At 65.5% G+C, this 19,454-nt stretch carries 15 protein-coding genes; 2 read left to right on the top strand and 13 right to left on the bottom strand.

Annotated elements, in window-relative coordinates; all coding sequences use genetic code 11:
* Nucleotides 1–25 precede the first annotated feature (25 nt).
* Nucleotides 26–937 (bottom strand): helix-turn-helix domain-containing protein, encoded by a 912-nt coding sequence (locus FHG09_RS11200; protein ID WP_152347755.1) that lies wholly within the window; start codon nt 935–937, stop codon nt 26–28.
* A gap of 18 nt (nt 938–955) precedes the next feature.
* On the opposite strand from FHG09_RS11200, the gene FHG09_RS11195 reads away from it, so the two are divergent.
* On the top strand, nt 956–1,378 hold the full coding sequence (locus FHG09_RS11195; RefSeq protein WP_152347754.1) for a VOC family protein: 423 nt from the start codon (nt 956–958) through the stop codon (nt 1,376–1,378).
* On the opposite strand, the gene FHG09_RS11190 is transcribed toward FHG09_RS11195, so the two are convergent.
* The 11 genes from FHG09_RS11190 to FHG09_RS11140 form a co-directional block, all read right to left on the bottom strand.
* Complete coding sequence (locus tag FHG09_RS11190; protein WP_152347753.1) at nt 1,353–1,961, bottom strand: hypothetical protein; 609 nt, start codon at nt 1,959–1,961, stop codon at nt 1,353–1,355. The genes FHG09_RS11195 and FHG09_RS11190 overlap by 26 nt on opposite strands.
* 1 nt (nt 1,962) lies before the next feature.
* Nucleotides 1,963–3,501 carry a sodium/proline symporter gene (locus FHG09_RS11185; protein ID WP_152347752.1) on the bottom strand — a complete coding sequence of 513 codons (1,539 nt, stop codon included), beginning with the start codon at nt 3,499–3,501 and terminating at the stop codon, nt 1,963–1,965.
* A complete protein-coding gene (locus FHG09_RS11180) occupies nt 3,498–3,713 on the bottom strand; it encodes a hypothetical protein (RefSeq protein ID WP_152347751.1) in 216 nt (71 codons plus the stop codon). Before FHG09_RS11180 ends, FHG09_RS11185 begins: the two co-directional genes overlap by 4 nt.
* A 122-nt stretch (nt 3,714–3,835) precedes the next feature.
* Nucleotides 3,836–5,467, bottom strand: coding sequence for a molybdopterin-dependent oxidoreductase (locus FHG09_RS11175; protein ID WP_227492711.1), 1,632 nt, complete (start codon nt 5,465–5,467; stop codon nt 3,836–3,838).
* 19 nt (nt 5,468–5,486) lie between these two features.
* Nucleotides 5,487–5,807 (bottom strand): hypothetical protein, encoded by a 321-nt coding sequence (locus FHG09_RS11170; RefSeq protein WP_152347750.1) that lies wholly within the window; start codon nt 5,805–5,807, stop codon nt 5,487–5,489.
* Between the two features lie 53 nt (nt 5,808–5,860).
* Nucleotides 5,861–7,378 carry an aldehyde dehydrogenase family protein gene (locus FHG09_RS11165; RefSeq protein WP_152347749.1) on the bottom strand — a complete coding sequence of 506 codons (1,518 nt, stop codon included), beginning with the start codon at nt 7,376–7,378 and terminating at the stop codon, nt 5,861–5,863.
* The gene (locus FHG09_RS11160; protein ID WP_152347748.1) at nt 7,375–8,271 is read right to left on the bottom strand and encodes a dihydrodipicolinate synthase family protein; all 897 of its coding nucleotides are present in this window, start codon (nt 8,269–8,271) and stop codon (nt 7,375–7,377) included. Before FHG09_RS11160 ends, FHG09_RS11165 begins: the two co-directional genes overlap by 4 nt.
* 303 nt (nt 8,272–8,574) lie before the next feature.
* Nucleotides 8,575–9,369, bottom strand: coding sequence for a Bax inhibitor-1/YccA family membrane protein (locus FHG09_RS11155; RefSeq protein WP_152348029.1), 795 nt, complete (start codon nt 9,367–9,369; stop codon nt 8,575–8,577).
* 236 nt (nt 9,370–9,605) lie between these two features.
* On the bottom strand, nt 9,606–11,189 hold the full coding sequence (locus FHG09_RS11150) for an AbgT family transporter (RefSeq protein WP_152347747.1): 1,584 nt from the start codon (nt 11,187–11,189) through the stop codon (nt 9,606–9,608).
* A gap of 255 nt (nt 11,190–11,444) precedes the next feature.
* Entirely contained in the window at nt 11,445–12,530 is a 1,086-nt protein-coding gene (locus FHG09_RS11145) for an inositol-3-phosphate synthase (RefSeq protein WP_152347746.1), read from the bottom strand.
* A 152-nt stretch (nt 12,531–12,682) separates the two neighbouring features.
* Nucleotides 12,683–14,275 carry a peptide chain release factor 3 gene (locus FHG09_RS11140; protein WP_152347745.1) on the bottom strand — a complete coding sequence of 531 codons (1,593 nt, stop codon included), beginning with the start codon at nt 14,273–14,275 and terminating at the stop codon, nt 12,683–12,685.
* Between the two features lie 239 nt (nt 14,276–14,514).
* On the opposite strand from FHG09_RS11140, the gene FHG09_RS11135 reads away from it, so the two are divergent.
* On the top strand, nt 14,515–14,892 hold the full coding sequence (locus FHG09_RS11135; protein ID WP_152347744.1) for a hypothetical protein: 378 nt from the start codon (nt 14,515–14,517) through the stop codon (nt 14,890–14,892).
* Between the two features lie 321 nt (nt 14,893–15,213).
* Here the strand turns inward: FHG09_RS11135 and hrpA are convergent, their stop codons facing one another.
* On the bottom strand, nt 15,214–19,431 hold the full coding sequence (gene hrpA, locus FHG09_RS11130; protein ID WP_152347743.1) for an ATP-dependent RNA helicase HrpA: 4,218 nt from the start codon (nt 19,429–19,431) through the stop codon (nt 15,214–15,216).
* Nucleotides 19,432–19,454: the final 23 nt, after the last annotated feature.

Here is a 19,454-nt window from a genome sequence, read left to right as displayed (position 1 = left end):
TTTCCTCGACGCTTCCGGGCCACTTTCAGCTTCGGCTGATGCGCGCAGACTTCCGGTGTGCGTACTCGGCTGGGCTGTATCCGGTGACGCGAACGAAATCTGTGCTGAAGTGCGATTGGTCGAACCACCCGAAATGAGCACCGAGATCGGCCAGAGTCCCGCCCCAGCCGCGGTCGATCGCTCCGACCGCATCAATGACACGTGCCCTGGCCAAGATCTTCTTCACTCCGACCCCGCAGAAGCTGCTGAACATCCGCTGCAGAGTGCGCTCACTGATTTCTGCTCTCTCCGCGAGGATCTTCAGACTCACGACTTCTGGGTCGTCGAGAATGCCGAGAACGCGCTTCAATCGTTCGTACCCCGGGGTCATCTGCGGCCTCCAGGACAGCAGCCAGCTCTCGACCGACGCAGCCAGCTCGCCGAATTCCGGTGCCCCGTCCCTCTGCGACTGCGAAAACATGTCCGCCAGCCCGAGGTCGGCCTCCAACCTCGGAAACCACTGCTCGGCAGATACTGTCGAATCGCGGATGCTCACCGGCTTCTGGTCGGAAAAGGCCAGTGTCGCGCCCGGGTGAAAGTTCACCCCGAAGACTCCGCCACGACCGAAGATTCCCACATCGAATCGCCGTCGGGTGACCGGACCGGTCACCCAGGCTCCGGGACCGTCAACGTGTGCCCGCCGGCTGTTGCCGAACTCGAAGGTCAGATTGATGGTCGGTTCGGAGACTGTCGCCGTCTGGTAGCTCTCACCGTCCGGCAGGTCCCATTCGACGGCCCAATAGCGTTTGACGAAGGGACGCAGGCGCTCAGCGACGACACGAACGGAAGAATACTGCGCGTGCTCGAGCATCTCCCCCGGCTTGAGAACCCGCCCATAGAAATGCTGCGGCGTCTCTTCACTCTGTGACGCATTTTTCCTAGTGACGTCATCGTCCATGGAACAAGAATGTCAGACATGACTGACACACAGAAGACCGACACCGTCCCGAGCACCGCCGGCACCACCAGCGCAAAGCCCGTCGCCACACTCGCGATGGTCACACTCGATGCCCCGAACGCCGCCGAGCTCGGCGAGTTCTACTCCTCCGTCCTCGGCTGGCCCATCGCCTACTCGGACGAGAACTATGCGATGCTCACCGGCCCGACTCACGCTCTGGGCATCGGAACGATCCCCGACTTTCAGCGCCCGAGCTGGCCCGACGACGGGCACAAGCAGTTCCACCTCGACCTCGCCGCCGATGATGTCCGGGCCGCGGCCGATCGCTGCGTCGAACTCGGAGCCACCCGCGCGGACCCGCAGCCAGGAGACACATGGATCGTGCTCATCGATCCTGCCGGTCACCCGTTCTGCATCACGGACGTGGAGAACTGGGGCTGAGCTTTTCCACTCGAACGATGTAGTGGGAGGCATCGAGTCCGTCGACGAGGATCGTCGCCGCATATTTCTCGTTCCCACCGGTGACGAGCCAGTTGGGTTTGAGGACCTTGCGCGCTCCTCGATCGTCTGCCCCTGAGATGCCGATGCCCATGCCGAGTTTGACTGTTTTGAGCACCTTCGTGCGTGCGAGTGCCTGAGCGGTCCTCTCGGCTTCCGACTCGCTCGGAGCTTGCCGCTGTTCGCTGCGTGCGCCGATGATGTCGGCCCACTCCTGCGGCGCAGCGGCCTCGCCATCAGGTATGAAGTCAGCGATCATGCCGCGGCCGGACACCGCATTGACGAGGATGTCCATGCGCTGACCCGGACCGACCGCACGTCGCCGCAGCAGCCCGCGGGTTCGCACCGTCAGCGGTACCCACCAGAACGGGTGGAAGACCGCTCTGACCTCGGCGGTCGCGCCGGGGATCTTCCGCTGGAAGGCGGCGAGCGCCTCGGCGGAGGTGATGTGCGGATTCATCCGCACCGGCAGCTGAATCTGCGAGGCGGTGGACGTCTGCGAACCGGTTCCGATATCGGCACTCATCTCATGCGTCCTTCGGCACCTGCCCGGCCAGAGAATCATTCTGCCCGGTGAGCATGTGTGCGGGGATCGCGCCGATCTTGTCGGTCTCCTTCAGCGCCTCCACCACGTGGGCAGGCACCGGGTGCGAACGCTGGGTGGCCAGGGAGACGAGGATGAGCGCAAGCGTCGAACACACGATGCCCACACCCATCGGGTCGACGCCGGTGACGTCGACGAGTCCGGTCAGCTGCCACACGACGGATGACACGGTCCCGGCGATCATCGACCAGATGGCTCCGGGCACGTTCGCTTTCTTCCACCAGGCAGCGGCGATGTAGACGGGCACGAATGCGGCGCCGAGCACGGTCGTGGAGAAGATGACCACCTCGGCGACGGCCGGCGGATCGTTGACGGCGACGACGTAGCCGATGACGGCGAGGATGAGGACGGTGAATCGCGAGACCCATACCGACTGCTGATCGGACATGTCCTTCTTGATGAAGCGCTGGAACAGGTCCTGGCTGGCGATCGTGCCCGACTGCAGCAGCAGTGCGTCGGCGGTGGACATGATCGCGGCCATGATGCCGGCCATGACGATGCCGACCGCGAAGTTCGGCAGCACGGTGTCGGCGACCTGGAAGACCGCGAGCTCCGGGTTGTCGAGGTTGGGCAGAAGAATGAGCGCCATGATGCCGACGATATAGGGCGCCGGGATGAACAGCAGGTTGAAGCCGGTGGCGTACATGCTCGCTGTGCGGGCGACCGAGGGCCGCTTCATGGCCATGTGACTGACGTTGACGTGCGGCCACCCCATGTAGCCGATGGAGAATACGAGGACGGCGCCGATGATGACGCCCCACTGCACGGATTCGATTCCGTCCGGGCCCCACATGGTCAGCAGGTTCGGGTTGATCTGCCCGACCGCTTCGTTGCCCGCGGTCCACCCGCCGACGGCCTGAAGCGTGCCGATGAGGATCCACACCATGCCGATGAGCATGATGATCGCCTGCACGAAGTCCGTGTATGCGACGGCCAGGTAGCCGCCGAGGAACGTGTAGAAGACGATGACTCCCACGGCGATGAGCAGTGCCCAGGCGTAGGGGATGCCGGTGACCATCTCGAGGCCGCGACCGCCGGCGATGAATTGGCTCATGACGTAGAAGAAGATGCAGAAGACCGCTACGGGAGCCGCGATTGCGCGGATCCATTTCGACGGGTAGCGGTGTTCGAGGTATTCGATCGAGGTCAGGGAGCCGAGGATCTGGGAGAGCTTGCGCATCCGCCGGCCGAGGATGGAGAGGTTGAGCACGCCGCCGCCGATGTCGCCCATCGCGTACCACAGCGAGAAATACCCCTTCGTGTACGCCAGCGAACCCGCGCCGAGGAACATGTAGCCCGACATCGACGAGGACTGCAGACGCAGAGCGGTGACCGCCGGTCCCAGGCTGCGCCCGCCGAGCAGATACCCTTCGCTGCCCTTCGATCCGATCTTGAGCGTCCACACGCCGATGCCGGCCATCGCGACGAAGTAGATGACGAGGAACCAGGTTTCGAGATTCATGCCACTCCCCCGTTCCCACCCGCCGAGGCGGTCCCGCCGTTGGTCGCGGATCCGCCGTTGCCGGCCGCCCGAGATTGGGCCTGGGCTTCGTCCTCGACCACGTCCTCGGCTTTCCAGCCGCGGGAGAGAAAGACGAAGACGAGGGTGTAGATCACCCAGATGGCGGGGATTCCGAAGATGATGACGACCGTCGCCGTCGGCAGACCGAACACGTTGACCACCTCGTTGTGTCGCAGAGAATCAAGAAGCTGTGAGTGTGTTCACAGTATGGCCTGAAACCGTTCGCGCCGAGGCGTCGAGACCGAAAGGTGAGAATCGGCGGGTCGGGCCCCGGTCAGCTCACGGTGAATTGGCGGTCGTGGAGCCCGGTTGCGGCACTCGGGATGGCGGGGCGACGCTGGGAGGTCTGCACCGTGCCTTCGGCGTCGATGGCGCGCACCGTCACCGTATGCGTTCCCGCATCCAAGCCGGTGAACTCGCAGCGCCATTGCCGCCAGGTGTCGTTGTCCAGCTCTTCGCTCAAGTCGGCTTCGTGCCAATCACCGTTGTCGATGCTCACCTGCACCTTCCCGATTCCCGTGTGCTGGGCCCAGGCCATGCCCGCCGTGACCACCCGGTCGTCGCCCTTCGGCGTCACTGTGGCCCCGGGCCGGGGCACGTCGATCCGGGAGGCGACGAGCACAGGACCATGTGTCGACCAGCCGCGAGTCGTCCAATAGGCCTCCTTGTCCGCGAAGCGGGTGACTTCGAGGTCGGTCACCCATTTCGTGGCCGAGACATATCCGTAGAGTCCGGGGACGACCAAGCGCGCCGGGTACCCGTGGTCGCGCGGCAGGGCGTGACCGTTCATCCCTATGGCCAGCAGCGCCGCCCGGTCGTCGATGAGGACTTCGAGCGGGGTCGAGGCGGTGAACCCGTCATCGGAGCCCGAGAGCACCATGTCCGCACCGGCTGTCGGCTTCGCCCGTGCGAGCAGCTCCCGAATCGGATAGCCCAACCATTTCGCGTTGCCGACGAGGTCTCCGCCGACTTCGTTCGATACGCACGCCAGGGTCACATAATGCTCCTCCAGCGGCAGGTCGAGCAGTTCGGCCATGGTGATCGTGACTTCGTGCTCGACGAGGCCGTGGATGCGCAGCTGCCAGGTCTCGGCGTCGATCGACGGTGGGATCAGTGCGGTGTCGATGCGGTAGAAATCATCGTTCGCGGTGACCAGCGGGGTCAGTCCGGACACGTCGAGTTCGGCTCCTGCTGGGATCGCCGGCGCCGAGGTGGCCGGTCGTGGAAGGACGAGTTTCGTCACCGTTCCTGCCGCACTGCGGGCCAGTGTGGCCGCGGACTGTCCGGCCGCGACGGCGGCGACGCCGACCGCGCTCAGGCCTGCGGCCAGGCCGAAGAAGGCCCGCCGCCCGGGTCGGGCAGGAGATTGGTCCTGCTTGTCGGTTCCCGCCTCCGCAGAGTCGGCCGTGGAATGGTCCGCAGACGAGCCTGCCGAGGATGTGCCGGTCGGGCTTCCTCCAGCACGGGCCGGGGCATCGGCGAGCCGGAGGAGTACGGCGAAGACCACGGCACCGGCGGCGACTCCGCCGAGACTCGGTACGGTGGCCAGAAGTCCGGCGCCCGAGCTGAATCCGACGACGGCCGGCAGCAGTCCGAAGCCGATGAGCAGGGCGAGAGCGAGACCGCGGCGGCGGGCGCCGATCCACCCGATGATCGCCCCGAGACCGGTGCCGCCTGCGACGATGGTGATGACGAGGGCGAGTTTGTCGTGAGTGCCGAAGACTGCGATCGCGGACTTGATGAGAACGGTGGGCAGCAGCGGGATGAGGGCCTGGCCGATGAGCAGTGCCGGGGCTGACGCCGCTGCCAGTGAGAGGGCGATGAGTTCGGCGGCGCCGAAGTAGATGAGGGTGGCGACGATCCCGGCGATCACGGAGGGCCACGTACGTGGGGTGCTCGCCATCATGCCCGCCCTGTCCTCGTCCTCAGGCCAGGTTGCGACGCAGACGCACGGCCGCCTCGGTGAGGGCGTTGATCCGGTTCTCGCGATCGGGCAGTGTCTGGGCCGAATGCAGTCCGTGTTCGAGGAGCACGACGACCTGGTCGGCGAGGTTCTGGTCGCCGAGTTCCGGGACCGGGCGAGAGTCCGAGCCGATCTGTGAGAATTCGGTCAGGGCCCCACGAATCGCTGCGCGTCTGCTTGGAGCCGGTGGGGCCGCCTCGTCGAGTTGGGCAGTGGTCAGGGAGATGATCCGGATGCGCAGACGGCGCACCTCGGTCTCGAGTTCCGCCGCTGCTGTGGTCATGGACTCATGATAGTCCTCGTCCATCGGAACTGCGGCGGAACTCAAGACGCCGCTCAGGTGTCGGCCACCCAGACGGTCATGGTCTCCTGATAGGTCTCCAGCGCTTCCGGGCCGTTGTCACGGCCCCAGAATCCCGACTGTCGCATACCGCCGAACGGGGTGGCTTCGGTGCCTTCGCTGTAGCCGTTGACGGCGAGGGTGCCCACGCGGATCCGGCTCGCCCACCACCGCACTCGGGCGATGTCCTCGCACCACACGCTCGAGGCCAGCCCATAGGGTTCGCCGTTGATGAGGTCGACGGCGTCGTCGCGGCTGGTGCGCTGCAGCAGCTGGGTGACGGGGCCGAAGATCTCGCCGCGACCGAGTTCGCTGTCATCGGGCACGTTCTCGATGACGGTCGGCGGGTACCAGGTGCCCGTGTCGGGGACAGCGGCACGGGTGTTGAGGATCCGTGCTCCCTTCTCCACCGCTTCGTCGACCCAGGAGGTGATGCGATCGTGGGCGCGGACGTTGATCACCGGACCGACATCCGTATCGGCGTCGAACGGGTCGCCGACGGTGAGTGCTTCGGTCGCATTGATGAGCGCGGTGCGGAATTCGGCGAATCGCTCGTCATCGTCGCCGACATAGATCACCCGAGACGCGGCGGTGCAGTTCTGGCCGCTGGTACCGAAGGCGGCACCGGCGATGTCGGCGGCGATGGTCTCGAAGTCCGTGGCGTGGGCGGAGTCGACGATGTAGCCGGCTCGTCCGCCGAGTTCGAGGGACACCTTCTTGAGGTTCGAACGGGCCGAGGATTCGAGGAAGGACCTGCCGACGGGACCCGATCCGGTGAAGGTGAGCACGTCGATGCCCAGGTGCAGCCCCATGGCGGCGCCGATGCCCGCGCCGGTGCCTGTCAGGACGTTGAGGATGCCGTCGGGCACACCTGCCTCGGTGGCGAGCTTGGCGAGGTGGAGGGCGCTGAGCGTCGAATCCTCAGAGGTCTTGACGACCATCGCATTGCCGGCGGCCAGAGCCGGGGCGATCTTCCAGCCGAGCATGGCCACGGGGTAGTTCCAGGGCAGGATCGCCCCGACGACGCCACTGGGCACCTTCGTCACCCATCCCCACCCATCAGGGCTGCGCAGATACCGTCCGTCATCGCGGGAGATGAGATCGGCGCTGAGTCTGAGATTCGCGGCGACATCGGGGACGTCTTCCTCGACGCTGCCGCCGGCGACCTTTCCTGCTTCGATGCCGTCGAGATAGGCGATCTCTTCCGCGTCGGCTTCGACGAGGTCGGCGAGGCGGCGCAGCACCCGGGCCCGCAGCTTCGCGTCCTCGGCCCAGTCGGTCTCGTTGAAGGCGGTGCGTGCTGTGGCGACCGTTTCATCGAGCTGCTGCTCGCTCGCCGCGGAGAGGCTGCCGATGACCGTTCCGTCGCTCGGTGAGATGAGACCGATCTCGTCTCCGGTGCCGGTCTCGGCTCGGCCGCCGATCCACTGTCCGAAGTTGCCGTCGAGGATGGCCCGCAGCGCGGTTCGACCGCGGTCGATGAGGGTGTTGTCTGCTGTTGTCGTGGTGCTCATGCTGTGTGTTTCCTCTCCAGTTCGGCGATCGCGTCGAGCAGCGTCGCCAGTGCTTCGGGGCCGGCGGTCGGAAGGGGTGGACGCACGGGCCCCTGTTCGGGGCCGGACCGTCCGAGCGCCTGTTTGATGAGTGAGATGAATGCGGAGTCGTCCTCGATGAGTCCGAGAGCCGGCCCGAGGCTTCTCCATAGGTCGACGGCGCCGGCCCAGTCACCGCGCTCGGCAAGTCCCCACAGCCTCTGGCAGTGATCGGGCAATAGCCAGGCGGACGCGGCCACCCAGCCGCTGGCGCCCTGGGCGAAGCCCTCGAGTGCGATCCCGTCGGCTCCGACGAAGATCTCGGTGTCTTCACCGAGGCGGCTGCGCAGCTCCCGGATGCGGGTGGCCGCGCCCGAGGTCTCTTTGACGCTCCAGAGTCGACCGGTTTCCTTGAGCGAGGCGAGGTGGTCCGGGAGCAGGTCGGTGCCCGTGGAGTGGGGGTTGTTGTAGACCATGACCGGCAGTTCGGACGCCGTGAGGACCGGGTGAAGGGCGGCGATGACGGCTTCGGGTTCGAGCCCGCCGTAGAAGGGCGGGGTGACCATGACGGCGTCGGCTCCCCGTTCGGCGGCAGCGGTGATGTGGGCCGACATTTCGGCCGGAGTGTAGGCCATACATCCGATGACCACGTGTGCCCGGCCGTCGACGGCAGAGACGATGGTCTTGATCTGCGCTTCCCGCTCAGCGGCGCGCAGCGCCAGCGCCTCCCCCGTGGCGCCGAGGCCGAGGAGACCGGTCACGCCCGAGTCGAGCACCTCCTCGATGCGGCTGCCCAGGGCGTCGAGGTTCTGGTCTCCGTCCTCGGTATAGGGAGTCGTCGGAACGGCGAACACACCGCGCATCGGATTCGTCATCGAATCGTCCTCTCTGACAATGAGAATTTTGGTCCGCTCTTCGACGATGAAGACGGTCCGCCGACGCAGTTCGTCGGTAACTCAGACGATAGGCAGAAAAGTGATCACAAGCAATGGGGAGGCCCGATTTCCGTCGCTCAAGGTGAAGCGCGAATATCGAACAGTGCACCTGCCGGCAACCGCGCTGCGCCTTGATCGACGGTCGACGAGCCGGAATACGACGAAGGGCGGATCCCCACCTCGGGGATCCGCCCTTCATTCAGCGCTCGGTCGCAGCCCGTACGTATCGGCTGCGGGCCGCTCTCAGTCTCTGAAGTAGGAGATGAGGCGCAGGATCTCGATGTAGAGCCACACGAGGGTGACCATGAGCGAGAATGCGCACATCCAGGAGTACTTCTCCGGGATCTTGTGCTTGACGCCCTCTTCGATCATCTGGAAGTCCATGATCAGCGTCATCGCGGCGAGCACGGTGGCGACGATGCCGATGATGACACCGAGGGGGAACGTCATTCCCATGATGTTGATCTCGACGCTGCGGGCACCGCCGGTGCCGGTGAACATGGCGATGCCGAAGTTGATGATCGAGAAGATCGCGTAGCCGCCGACGGCGATCATCATGAACTTCATCATCTTCGAGCCGTAGCGCACGCCCTTGAACTTGAAGAGGGCGAGCATGACGCCGAAGACGCAGAGCGTGGCGAGCACGGCCTGGACGACGATTCCGGGGAACGCCGCCTCGAACATGGCGGAGATGCCGCCGAGGAAGACGCCTTCGAATGCGGCATAGCCGATGATCAGGGCCTTGTTCGGTTCCCTCTTGAAGGCGGTGACGAGGCCGAGGACGAGCGCGATGAGCGCCGCGGGCAGAGCGAGGACGGGCACGAGCCAGCCGACGACGGCACCGGCGAGGAGGATGGCGAAGAGCACGCCGGTCTTCATCATCACGTCGTCGTAGGTCATCGCACGGTCGGCGACCTGGGGGCCTGCGTTGCGGTTCTCGGCAGCCGGTTGGTTGAACAGGTTGTTGAGTTCCTGATCGGACATGACCGGCTGATTGCGGCCGGCCTGGGCTCCCTGATTGATCGCCCGGTTCATCATGGGGTTACTCACGGTCGAGATCCTTTCGATCTGAGCAGAATGTGCACAGCCGAGAGGCTGCACATATGTCGTTCACGGTCACAGTCTAACCGGACGGTCTGGACGGGAACTGTGGATTCCGGCCTGCGTCGCCCGACGTTGCATGATCGTGATGCTGTGGTGGACAACACTGGGATCGGGGCGAGCATTCCCGGCGACCGACGCGGAGGCGATGTTCGGCGGACAGCCGATGCGGCTCAGCCCATGTGGTAGTGGGTGGCTGCGCCCGGTCCCCATGGGATTCCCGTGGCCCACCAGATGAAGAACAGCAGTCCCCAGAGGACGAACATGGCGAAGGACAGCGGGATCGTGAATGAGAGCACCGTGCCGATGCCCGCATCCTTCTTGTACCGCTGGACGAAGCCGAGGACAACGACGAAGTACGGGCTCATCGGGGAGATGATGTTCGTCGTCGAGTCACCGATGCGGTAGAGCGCCTGAGTGGTCTCGGGGGCGATGGACAGGAGCATGAACATCGGCACGAGCACCGGGGCCATGAGTGTCCAGAGCCCCGACCCGGAGGTGAGGAAGAGGGCGCCGAGCGCCACGAGCAGCCACCCGCCGAGCAGGATGACGAACGGTCCCGTGTTGAGCGCTCCGAAGACGTCGGCGCCCTTGATCGCGAGAATCTCGCCGAGGTTGGACATCTTGAACAGGGCGAGGAACTGGCTGGCCGCGAAGAACAGGACGATGACCGGAACGAATGGCAGCAGCCCCTTGCCCATCATCTCCGGAATATCGGCGGTGTGTTTGATCGATCCGGTCGCGTAGCCGTAGACGATGCCGACGATGAAGAAACCGAAGCCGATGATCGCGGCGATCCCGGCCATCAGTCCTGATTCTGGACCGAAGCCGCCGGCTTCGTCACGGAGGAACGATCCGGTGGGCCAGGCGAGTGCGAACAGCACACCCGCACAGACGACGATGCTGATGACGGCGATGACGATGCCGCGCTTCTCATTGGCGTCGAGGGCCATCTTGACGTCGAAGTTGTCCGGGTCGTCGTCGGTCTCCTCGTCGAGTTCGATCTGGTCGGCTCGCTTGGACAGGACCAGCTCGGTCACCAGGGTCACGGCGGCGGCGACGACGAACATGGAGACGAAGTTGAAGTAGAAGTTCGCGACCGGGCTGACGGTGTAGTCGGCGTCGATGATCTGCGCGGCCGAGGTCGACAGGCCGCCGAGGATGGTGTCGAGCGAATTGACCATCGGCGCGGCCGAATACCCGCCCGAGGTCGCGGCATACGCGACGAGGCAGCCGAGCAGCGGGTTGCGACCGACGGCTTTGAACGCGAGCCCGCCGAGGGGAATCATGATCATGTACGAGGCGTCGGAGGCGATCGACGAGGCGGTTCCGGCCAGGGCGACGATGAACGTGATCCACTTCGGGGAGGCCCCGGCGATGGTTCCGCGCAGCATCGCCGGGATCAGACCGGACTGCTCGGCCACGGCCACACCGATGAGGACGATGAGGACGAGTCCCAGCGGCGGGAAGGTGACGAAGTTGTTCGTGGCTCCCGCGACGATCTCACGCAGCGAATCGGTGGCGAAGAGGTTCGTCACCGTCACCTTCTCGTCCGTGGCCGGGTTGACGGCGTTGAGTCCCGTGGCCGAGAAGATCGCTGAGAGGATCATGACGATGACCGCCAGCGACAGGAACAGCCAGAACGGGTGCGGCAGTTTGTTGCCGACTCTTTCGATGATGACGAGGACGCGCATCAGCCAGTTCAGCTCGGGTCCGTCACTCCTCTTCTCTGCGGCTGCAGGTGTGGTGCTCGACATCAGGTCTCCTCGGTCGGGGGTGGCGCTGGCGAATGCGTTGAGCCGGGTGCCGCTCATGTGAGTGCGATCACCTCAAGGAGCAAGTGTCACGGACAATCAGCGTTGTGTCACGGGAATCTCATATTCCGGATGCGCCGAGGCGGCGCGCCGCAACCTCCCGAGGCTGTCGTGCACGAGCGCCGTCCGCTGGGGGCGTGAATGCGAAAGGACGCCGATCGCAGTCAGCTGCGATCGGCGTCCCCATCGAATGTCAGATCAGCGTTCGATGTCTCCGCGGATGAACGCTTCGACGGCCTCGTGGGCGGCGTCGTCGTCCTTCTGCTCCGGAGGCGACTTCATGAAGTACGAGGAGGCGGAGATGAGGGCTCCGCCGATTCCGCGGTCGAGGCCGATCTTCGCCGCACGCACGGCGTCGATGATGACGCCGGCGGAGTTCGGCGAGTCCCACACCTCGAGCTTGTACTCCAGGGACACCGGGGCATCACCGAAGTTGCGGCCCTCGAGGCGGACGAAGGCCCACTTGCGGTCGTCGAGCCATTCGACGTAGTCGCTGGGACCGATGTGGACGTCACGGTCGGACAGCTGGGCGGAGGTGTTCGAAGTCACAGCCTGAGTCTTCGAGATCTTCTTCGACTCGAGACGCTGACGCTCGAGCATGTTCTTGAAGTCCATGTTGCCGCCGACGTTGAGCTGGTAGGTCCGGTCGAGGACGACACCGCGGTCTTCGAACAGCTTCGCCATCACACGGTGGGTGATGGTCGCCCCGATCTGGGACTTGATGTCGTCGCCGACGATCGGAACACCGGCGGCACGGAACTTCTCGTCCCATTCCTTGGTGCCGGCGATGAACACGGGCAGGGCATTGACGAACGCGACCTTCGCGTCGATGGCGGCCTGAGCGTAGAACTCAACGGCCTGCTGTGAACCCACAGGCAGGTAGCACACGAGCACGTCCGCCTCGGCGTCCTTGAGGGCCTTGACCACGTCGACCGCGTCGCGGTCGGATTCGACGATCGTGTCCCGGTAGTACTCGCCGAGTCCGTCGAGGGTGGGCCCGCGCAGGACCTCGATGCCGGTCGGCTCCACATCGGCGAGTTTGAGGGTGTTGTTCTCGCTGGCGGTGATCGCCTCGGCGATGTCGACGCCGACCTTCTTGCCGTCGACGTCGAAGGCGGCAACGAAATCGATGTCACCGACGTGATAGTCCCCGAATTCCACGTGCATGAGGCCCGGGACCTGCGTCCCCGTGGACGCATTCCGGTAGTACTCCACGCCTTGGATCAGGGACGAGGCGCAGTTGCCTAGTCCGGCAATCGCGACTCGAATCGATTTCGTTCCCACAATTCTCCTTTGTCTGTACGGGTTTCACCGAGCGGCGGGACTGTCCCCGCGGGCGGATCGCCCTGTGGGGCTTCGCTTCGGCCCCAACTATCCATAATAATGTCCGCGTCAAAAATGCCGGACACCGGCATCCGAACGCGGCTGCTGAGGACTCAGCTGACGACCAGGGGGTCGAGGACCAGGTCGGGGTGGTTCTTCTGCACACCCTGCAGCCGCCACCGATCGGAGAACAGTGCCAGCAGCTCACCGTCGGAACGGTGAAGCACCTCGACCGAGCGTTCCCGAGCCAGGGTCGGCACGCATTCGGGAGCGGTGCGTCGGGCGAGGGAGAAGTTCAGACGCTCCAGGGTGCAGGGAGCGTTGAATTCGTTGGTCATCCGGTCTTCGGCCACTTCGAACTGCATGGGTCCGACCGCGCCGAGCACCGGTGCCTGATCGCCGCGCAGGTCCGAGCGCAGCACCTGGATGACACCTTCGTGGTCGAGCTGTTCGATGCCGCGCCGGAACTGCTTGTACTTCGAGGAGTCCTTGGCGCGGATGACCATGAAGTGTTCGGGAGAGAACGTCGGAATACCCGGGAACTCAACCTTCTTGTCGAGGTAGAGGGAGTCACCGACCCGCAGTGCGGAGGCGTTGACCAATCCGACGACATCGCCGGGGAACGCTTCGTCGACGACGTCGCGGTCGCGTCCGAAGACCTGCTGAGCATACTTCGTGGCGAAGGGCTTGCCGGTGCTGGCGTGAGTGAGAACAGTACCGCGTTCGAAGACTCCCGAGCAGACTCGGATATAGGCGAGTCGGTCACGGTGGTTCGAATCCATGCCGGCTTGGACCTTGAACACGAAACCGGAGAACGGATCGTCGACGGGGCGGGGCTGATCGTCCTTGTCCAGGCGGGCTTCGGCGGCCGGGGCGAGGTCGACGAGGAGGTCGAGGAGTTTGTGGATGCCGAAGTTGAGCACGGCGGAGGCGAACATCACCGGGGTCGATCGGCCGGCGAGGAAGGTCTCCTGGTCATGGTTCTGGTCTTCCATCTCCAGCAGATCCGACTCATCGACAGCGGTCGTCCACGCATCGCCTTCGAGGTCGGCGGCCGCCTCGGCGGTGTGGGTCTCCTCACCGGCGATCGTGGCGCCTCCGTCGGTGCGGGCGTACTTCGTGTACTCGCCGCTGGACCGGTCGAGGACGCCGCGGAAGTCTCCGGACTGGCCGACGGGCCAGGTGATCGGCGTGGGCAGGAGGCCGGTGCGCTGCTGGACCTCGTCCATGAGTTCGAGCGCGTCGAGGCCGGGACGGTCCCACTTGTTGATGACCGTGATGATCGGGATATTGCGGTGGGCACAGACTTCGAAGAGCTTCATCGTCTGTGCCTCGAGGCCCTTGGCGGCGTCGATGAGCATGACGGCGCAGTCGACGGCGGAGAGGACACGGTAGGTGTCCTCGGAGAAGTCGGCGTGGCCCGGAGTGTCGACGAGGTTGAACACGGCGTCGCGGTACTCGAACTGCAGGGCGGCCGAGGAGATCGAGATTCCGCGGTCCTGTTCCATCTGCATCCAGTCGGAGACGGTGGCGCGGCGGCCGGCCTTTCCGTGGGTGGCTCCGGCCTGGCCGATGGCACGTGCGTGCAGGGCGAGCGCCTCGGTGGTCGTCGATTTGCCCGCGTCGGGGTGCGAGATGACAGCGAACGTGCGGCGGCGGGACGCCTCGTGTCGGATGTCCTTGTCGGAATACTGGCCAGAAGTCACCGCAATATCCTATCGTTCTTCGCGCTCGTCCGGCGTGTCCGTTCAGTCACAGTGGCCGGCGCCGCTGTTCCCAGCTGGTCGGGGGCGCTGTTCCCAGCCGGTCGGAGGCGCTGTTCCCAGCCGGTCGGGGGCGCTGTTCCCAGGTGGCCGGGGGTTCGACGTTCGGTCTGTGTGGGTCGCTCATCCTGTCGGCGGTGCGTCCAGCGTCCTGTCGGAATCTGCCCATATGCTGGTGTGCGATGTCTGAGGAATTCGTCGAATACGCCGGCCGTTCGGAGCCCAAGGAACGCTGGCTCAAAGCCCTACCGCTCATCATCGCGGGGATCCTGGGCGTCCCGCTGCTCGCGGCCGATATCTGGCTGTCACTGCAGATCGCTCAGATCACGAAATACCTCTTCGACCTCGGCACCTCCGGGTGGGAGGCCACCGGCTATGTCCTGGCCAGCCTCTCGGGCGGTTTCTGCGTCATCTTCTTCATCGCCTTCCTCTTCATCGGCACTCGACGACGCACCTGGAGCTGGCGCATCTGGTGGGCAGCTGCCGCCTTTCTCGCCGCTGCCGCCCTGCCGCTGTGGGTAGTCATCGACTGGCTCCTCAGCGGCGCCCAGCCCATCTAGACACCTTCCGCCTCGCTGCCGCCTCGGCGGGTACCGGCCATGCACCCAACGCCCCGCCTATTCACCCAGCGTCTCGCACTGCCTACTCTTCGCGGCATTCCTCCCACGTCGCGGCGTTCCCTACCGCGGTCGACTTCTCCTACAGGTGGTGGCGCATCCATCACCGTTCGTGCCATAACGCCCCGAAGCAATGAGTCGTTGTGCCGCGACCGGTGAGGGATGCCTGAATCGCGGGGCAAAAGACCGTACGACCAACCACCGCAGCGGGGCGTTGTGCCGCTGCGGGTGAGGGATGCTCAGAGCCGCACGCGAGTACCCACGTCAGAGCTGAGCGAGGGCCTTCGAGATGCGCTTCTCCGACACCGGGTGCGCGGTGCCCAGCGAATTCGCGAACAGCGACACTCGCAGCTCTTCGAGCATTGTGACGACCTCGAGCCACGCCTCAGGCAGGGAGGCGATGAGCTGCGACCATTCAGCCCTCGCCAGCGCCGGGAAGCGATTGCCGATCTTCTTCACCACGTCATCGCCGCAGCCGGCCACCCGGTCCATGAGCTGCTTGTCGCGGATCGGCGAATCCTGCATTCCGCCGATGCGCACCACTTCGGCCTGCACCCAGCGGGGCAGCTCGCGCAGCATCTGCGGAGTCATCGCCGCAATCGCCGCGGCGCTCGTCCGCGTGGCCCTCCACGCCTGCACATCGGCGAGATTGGCAAGGATCGCCAACGAGGAGGCCTTCGACACGAGTCTGTCGAGCTCGGTCGCCGTCTTGAGCGCCTTCATCAGGAACGGCAGCAGCGACGAACAGGTCACCGGCAGCCCGGCGTCGACGTCCTGACGCAGCCGTTTGAACTCAGCGGCGGTGGCCACCCACGACGTCTCTGCCGGACCCAACCGGTCGGCGACGAGTCCGCGGATCCCGACCCTGATGAGGCCGCTGAGCAGCTCGTCGGCGGTCTTCTGATGACCGGCGAGGATGAGCTTCTCCTGGGTGGTCAGCCCGTCCTGCAGGTATTTCAGTGCTTCACCGGTGTGCTGCGCCAGCAGGGTGATGATCGCTTCTCGCGTGGCCAAACGTGCTTCTGGTGCGGTGTCGAAGGCCACGAGGTCGACCGACGTCAACCGATCTGCGAGCCCCGGAACGACACCGGCCGCAGCTTGGTCGGGGTCGGCCAGTTCGCCGAACGACCAGTCCGTCAACCCGGTCTGCGAGGTGAACGCGCTCTGCTTCTGCCGGGCCTTGCGCACCTGCGGTCTGGCCTTCGTCGTCAGTGCGGCCAGGTCCTCCCCGAGGCCGACGGTCGTCTTCCCGTCGACGACGCGGAACGTCAGCCGCAGGTGAGCAGGGATGCGCGATCGGTCGAAATCGTCGGCGGTGACCGTGATCGGCACGAGGTCGTTCAGCCCTCCCCCGCCGGCGCGTTCGCTCAGATGCGCGGCAAGCACGTCCGGCAGGTTTCCTCGGTATGGGGTGAGCGCGGGCAGGATCTCGCGGGCGACGTCCGGGGCCGGAACGAAGTAGCGGCGCTTGTTCTTCGGCAGTGAGCGGATATAGGCAGCGACGAGTTCTTCGCGCAGCCCGGGGACCTGCCAGCTGAGTTCGTCCGCGTCGACCGCGGGCACCGCCTCGGCGGGGATCTCCACGGTCACCCCGTCCTCGGTGCCTCCGGGATCGAAGGAGTAGCGCAGCTTCGCCTGTGTGCCGTCGGCCAGTTCCCATTCCATCGGGAAGTCAGAGGCCACCGAGGCGGTGAGCTCCTCACTGTCATCGCTGAGCAGCACCGAGGTGGTGAGGTCGAGCAGGTGCGCGTCCCGTCGTTTCTGCTTCTTCCACCACCCCCGGAAATCCGCCGCCGAGGTGATGCCTGGCGGAATCCTTTCATCGAAGAATTCGAAGAGGGCATCGTCTTGGTCGAGCACGCGACGATTCCGTGTCCGCGAGGCCAGGTCCTCGGCCTCGTCGATGACGGCCGCGTTGTGGTCGAGGAAGCCGAAGCGTTCGTGCCAGTCGCCTTCGATGAGGCCCTTGCGGATGAACGCGTCGCGTGCGGCTTCTCGGTCGATGTGCCCGTATCCGACGCGGCGGTCGCTGACGAGCGTAACCCCGTAGAGGGAGATCTTCTCGTACACCATCGAGGCGCCGGCCTTCGTCGACCAGTGAGGGTCCGAATGCTGGCGGGTAACCAGGTCGCCTGCGGCTTCGACGACCCAGTCCGGGTCGATCGCGGCCACGGTGCGTGCCCACAGCCGGGAGGTTTCGACGAGCTCGGCGGCAATGACGAAGTCGGGATTGACCTTGAAGAGCCCGGATCCGGGGAAGATGGCGAAGCGTGTGCCGCGGGCGCCCTGATAGTCCTTGTGTCTCTCCGATCGTGAGCCGATCATCGTCAGCAGTCCGGTGAGCAGGGACCGGTGGATGGCGGCGGCATGCGGGTCAAGTCTGGCTGCGGCCACCTGCTTGCCGGTCTCTCCGGCCGGGCCGGTCGCTCCCTGTTTCTTCGCGCTGCGTTTGGCGGCGCTGAGTTCGGCGAATCCGATTGAGCCGTTCGCACCCCGGCCGGAACCCTCGGCAGCCTCGGAGACGGCCGCCTTGCCGTCGTCGGCCCTGAGATCGGGCCCTTCCGCCGCGAGCCCCGCGGCGGTCGGCTGCCAGACGGACTTCTCGATCCGGATCCCGGCCGAGCCGAGCAGTGAGCGCAGCTGTCCGACGAGGTCCTGCCATTCGCGGATGCGCACGAAGTTGAGGAACTCCGACTTGCAGCGGCGACGGAACTTCGAGGATCCCATGTCCGCCTGCAGGCTCTGCAGGTAGTTCCACAGGTTGAGGTAGGACAGGAAGTCACTGCCGCGGTGGGTGAATCGGGCGTGCTTCTCATCGGCGGCGGCACGGACTTCGGCCGGTCGCTCCCGGGGGTCCTGGATGGACAGTGCGGCGACGATGACGGTGACCTCTCCCCCGCAGCCGGCTTCGGCACCGGCGATGACCATCCGGGCCAGGCGGGGGTCGATCGGCAGCACGGTGAGTTTCCGACCGATCTCGGTGACGTGGATCTTCCCAGCAGAGTCACTGGTCAGCGCCCCGAGTTCGGTGAGCATCGTGCGCCCGTCACGGACAGCCCTGGCCTCCGGCGGGGTGAGGAACGGGAAGTCGAGGATCTCCTGATCGCTCGAGGCGAATCCGAGCGAGGCCATCTGCAGGATGACGCTGGCGAGGTTCGTGCGCAGGATCTCCGGGTCGGTGAACTCGGGGCGTGACTCGAAGTCGTCCTCCGAGTACAGCCGGATGCAGATGCCGTCGCTGGTGCGCCCCGACCGGCCCTTGCGCTGGTTCGCGCTGGCTTGGGAGATCCGCTCGATCGGCAGCCTCTGCACCCGAGTGCGGTTGGAATAGCGAGAGATGCGGGCGGTGCCGACGTCGATGACATATTTGATTCCCGGCACCGTCAGCGAGGTCTCAGCGACGTTCGTGGCCAGGACGATGCGGGGTCGCGAATGCGCTTGGAAGACCTTCTGCTGTTCCCCGGCCGAGAGTCGGGCGAACAGCGGCACGACCTCCCAATTGCTCATCCGCGGACGTCTGCGCAGGTGGTCGGTCAGGGCGTCGGCGGTGTCACGGATCTCGCGCTCGCCGGAGAGGAAGACGAGGATGTCACCGGGGGCCTCGGCGGCGAGTTCGTCGACGGCGGCGATGATGCCATCGGTCTGCTCCTCGACTCCGGCCTCGTAGTTCCCGGATTCGCCGGGACCGTCGACATCGTCATCGGCGACCTCGTCGCCGAGCGGCCGGTACCGAACCTCGACGGGGAAGGTGCGGCCTTCGACGGAGATAATCGGAGCATCGTCGAAGTGAGCGGAGAACGATTCGGGGTCGATCGTCGCCGAGGTGATGATGACCTTGAGGTCGGGGCGTCTGTCGAGGACTTCCCTGAGATAGCCGAGGAGGAAGTCGATGTTGAGGCTGCGTTCGTGCGCCTCGTCGATGATGAGGACTTCGTAGTCGCGCAGCAGTTTGTCGCGCGAGAGCTCGGACAGCAGAATGCCGTCGGTCATCACCTTCACACGCGTGGACTCGGCGACCTGCGCGGTAAATCGCACCTGGTAGCCGATGGTGTTGCCGAGTTCTTCATCGAGTTCGTCGGCGATGCGCTCGGCCACGGTCCGGGCGGCGATGCGCCTGGGTTGGGTGTGGCCGATGAGTCCGTCAATCCCGAGGCCGAGGTCGAGGCAGATCTTCGGCAGCTGGGTGGTCTTTCCCGATCCCGTCTCACCGGCGATGATGACGACCTGGTTGTCACGGATCGCCTCCGCGATCTCGTCCTTCGCAGCGGTGACCGGCAGATCCTCGGGGTAGGTGACGGTCACCGGGTGGGCGGCCCGGGCGTCCTTGAGCCGGGCCCGGCGCTGCTGGTGGTGGGCTGCCGTGGACTTGCGTCGCTGCTGCGAACGCCCCGACGGTGTTCGTCCTGTGTTCCGGCGCCGAGGCGGCCGCTGCGGAGTCTGGCCCGGTGGCGTGGTCGACGGGGTGGGGTTCTCTTCTGCCATTGCCCTCCCAGCTTAGCGTCAAC

The organism is Brevibacterium sp. CFH 10365, assembly GCF_009299785.1.
Taxonomy (GTDB): Bacteria; Actinomycetota; Actinomycetes; order Actinomycetales; family Brevibacteriaceae; genus Brevibacterium; species Brevibacterium limosum.
Note: the sequence above shows the minus strand (reverse complement) of the source record. Positions and strands in the feature narration are given on the sequence as shown.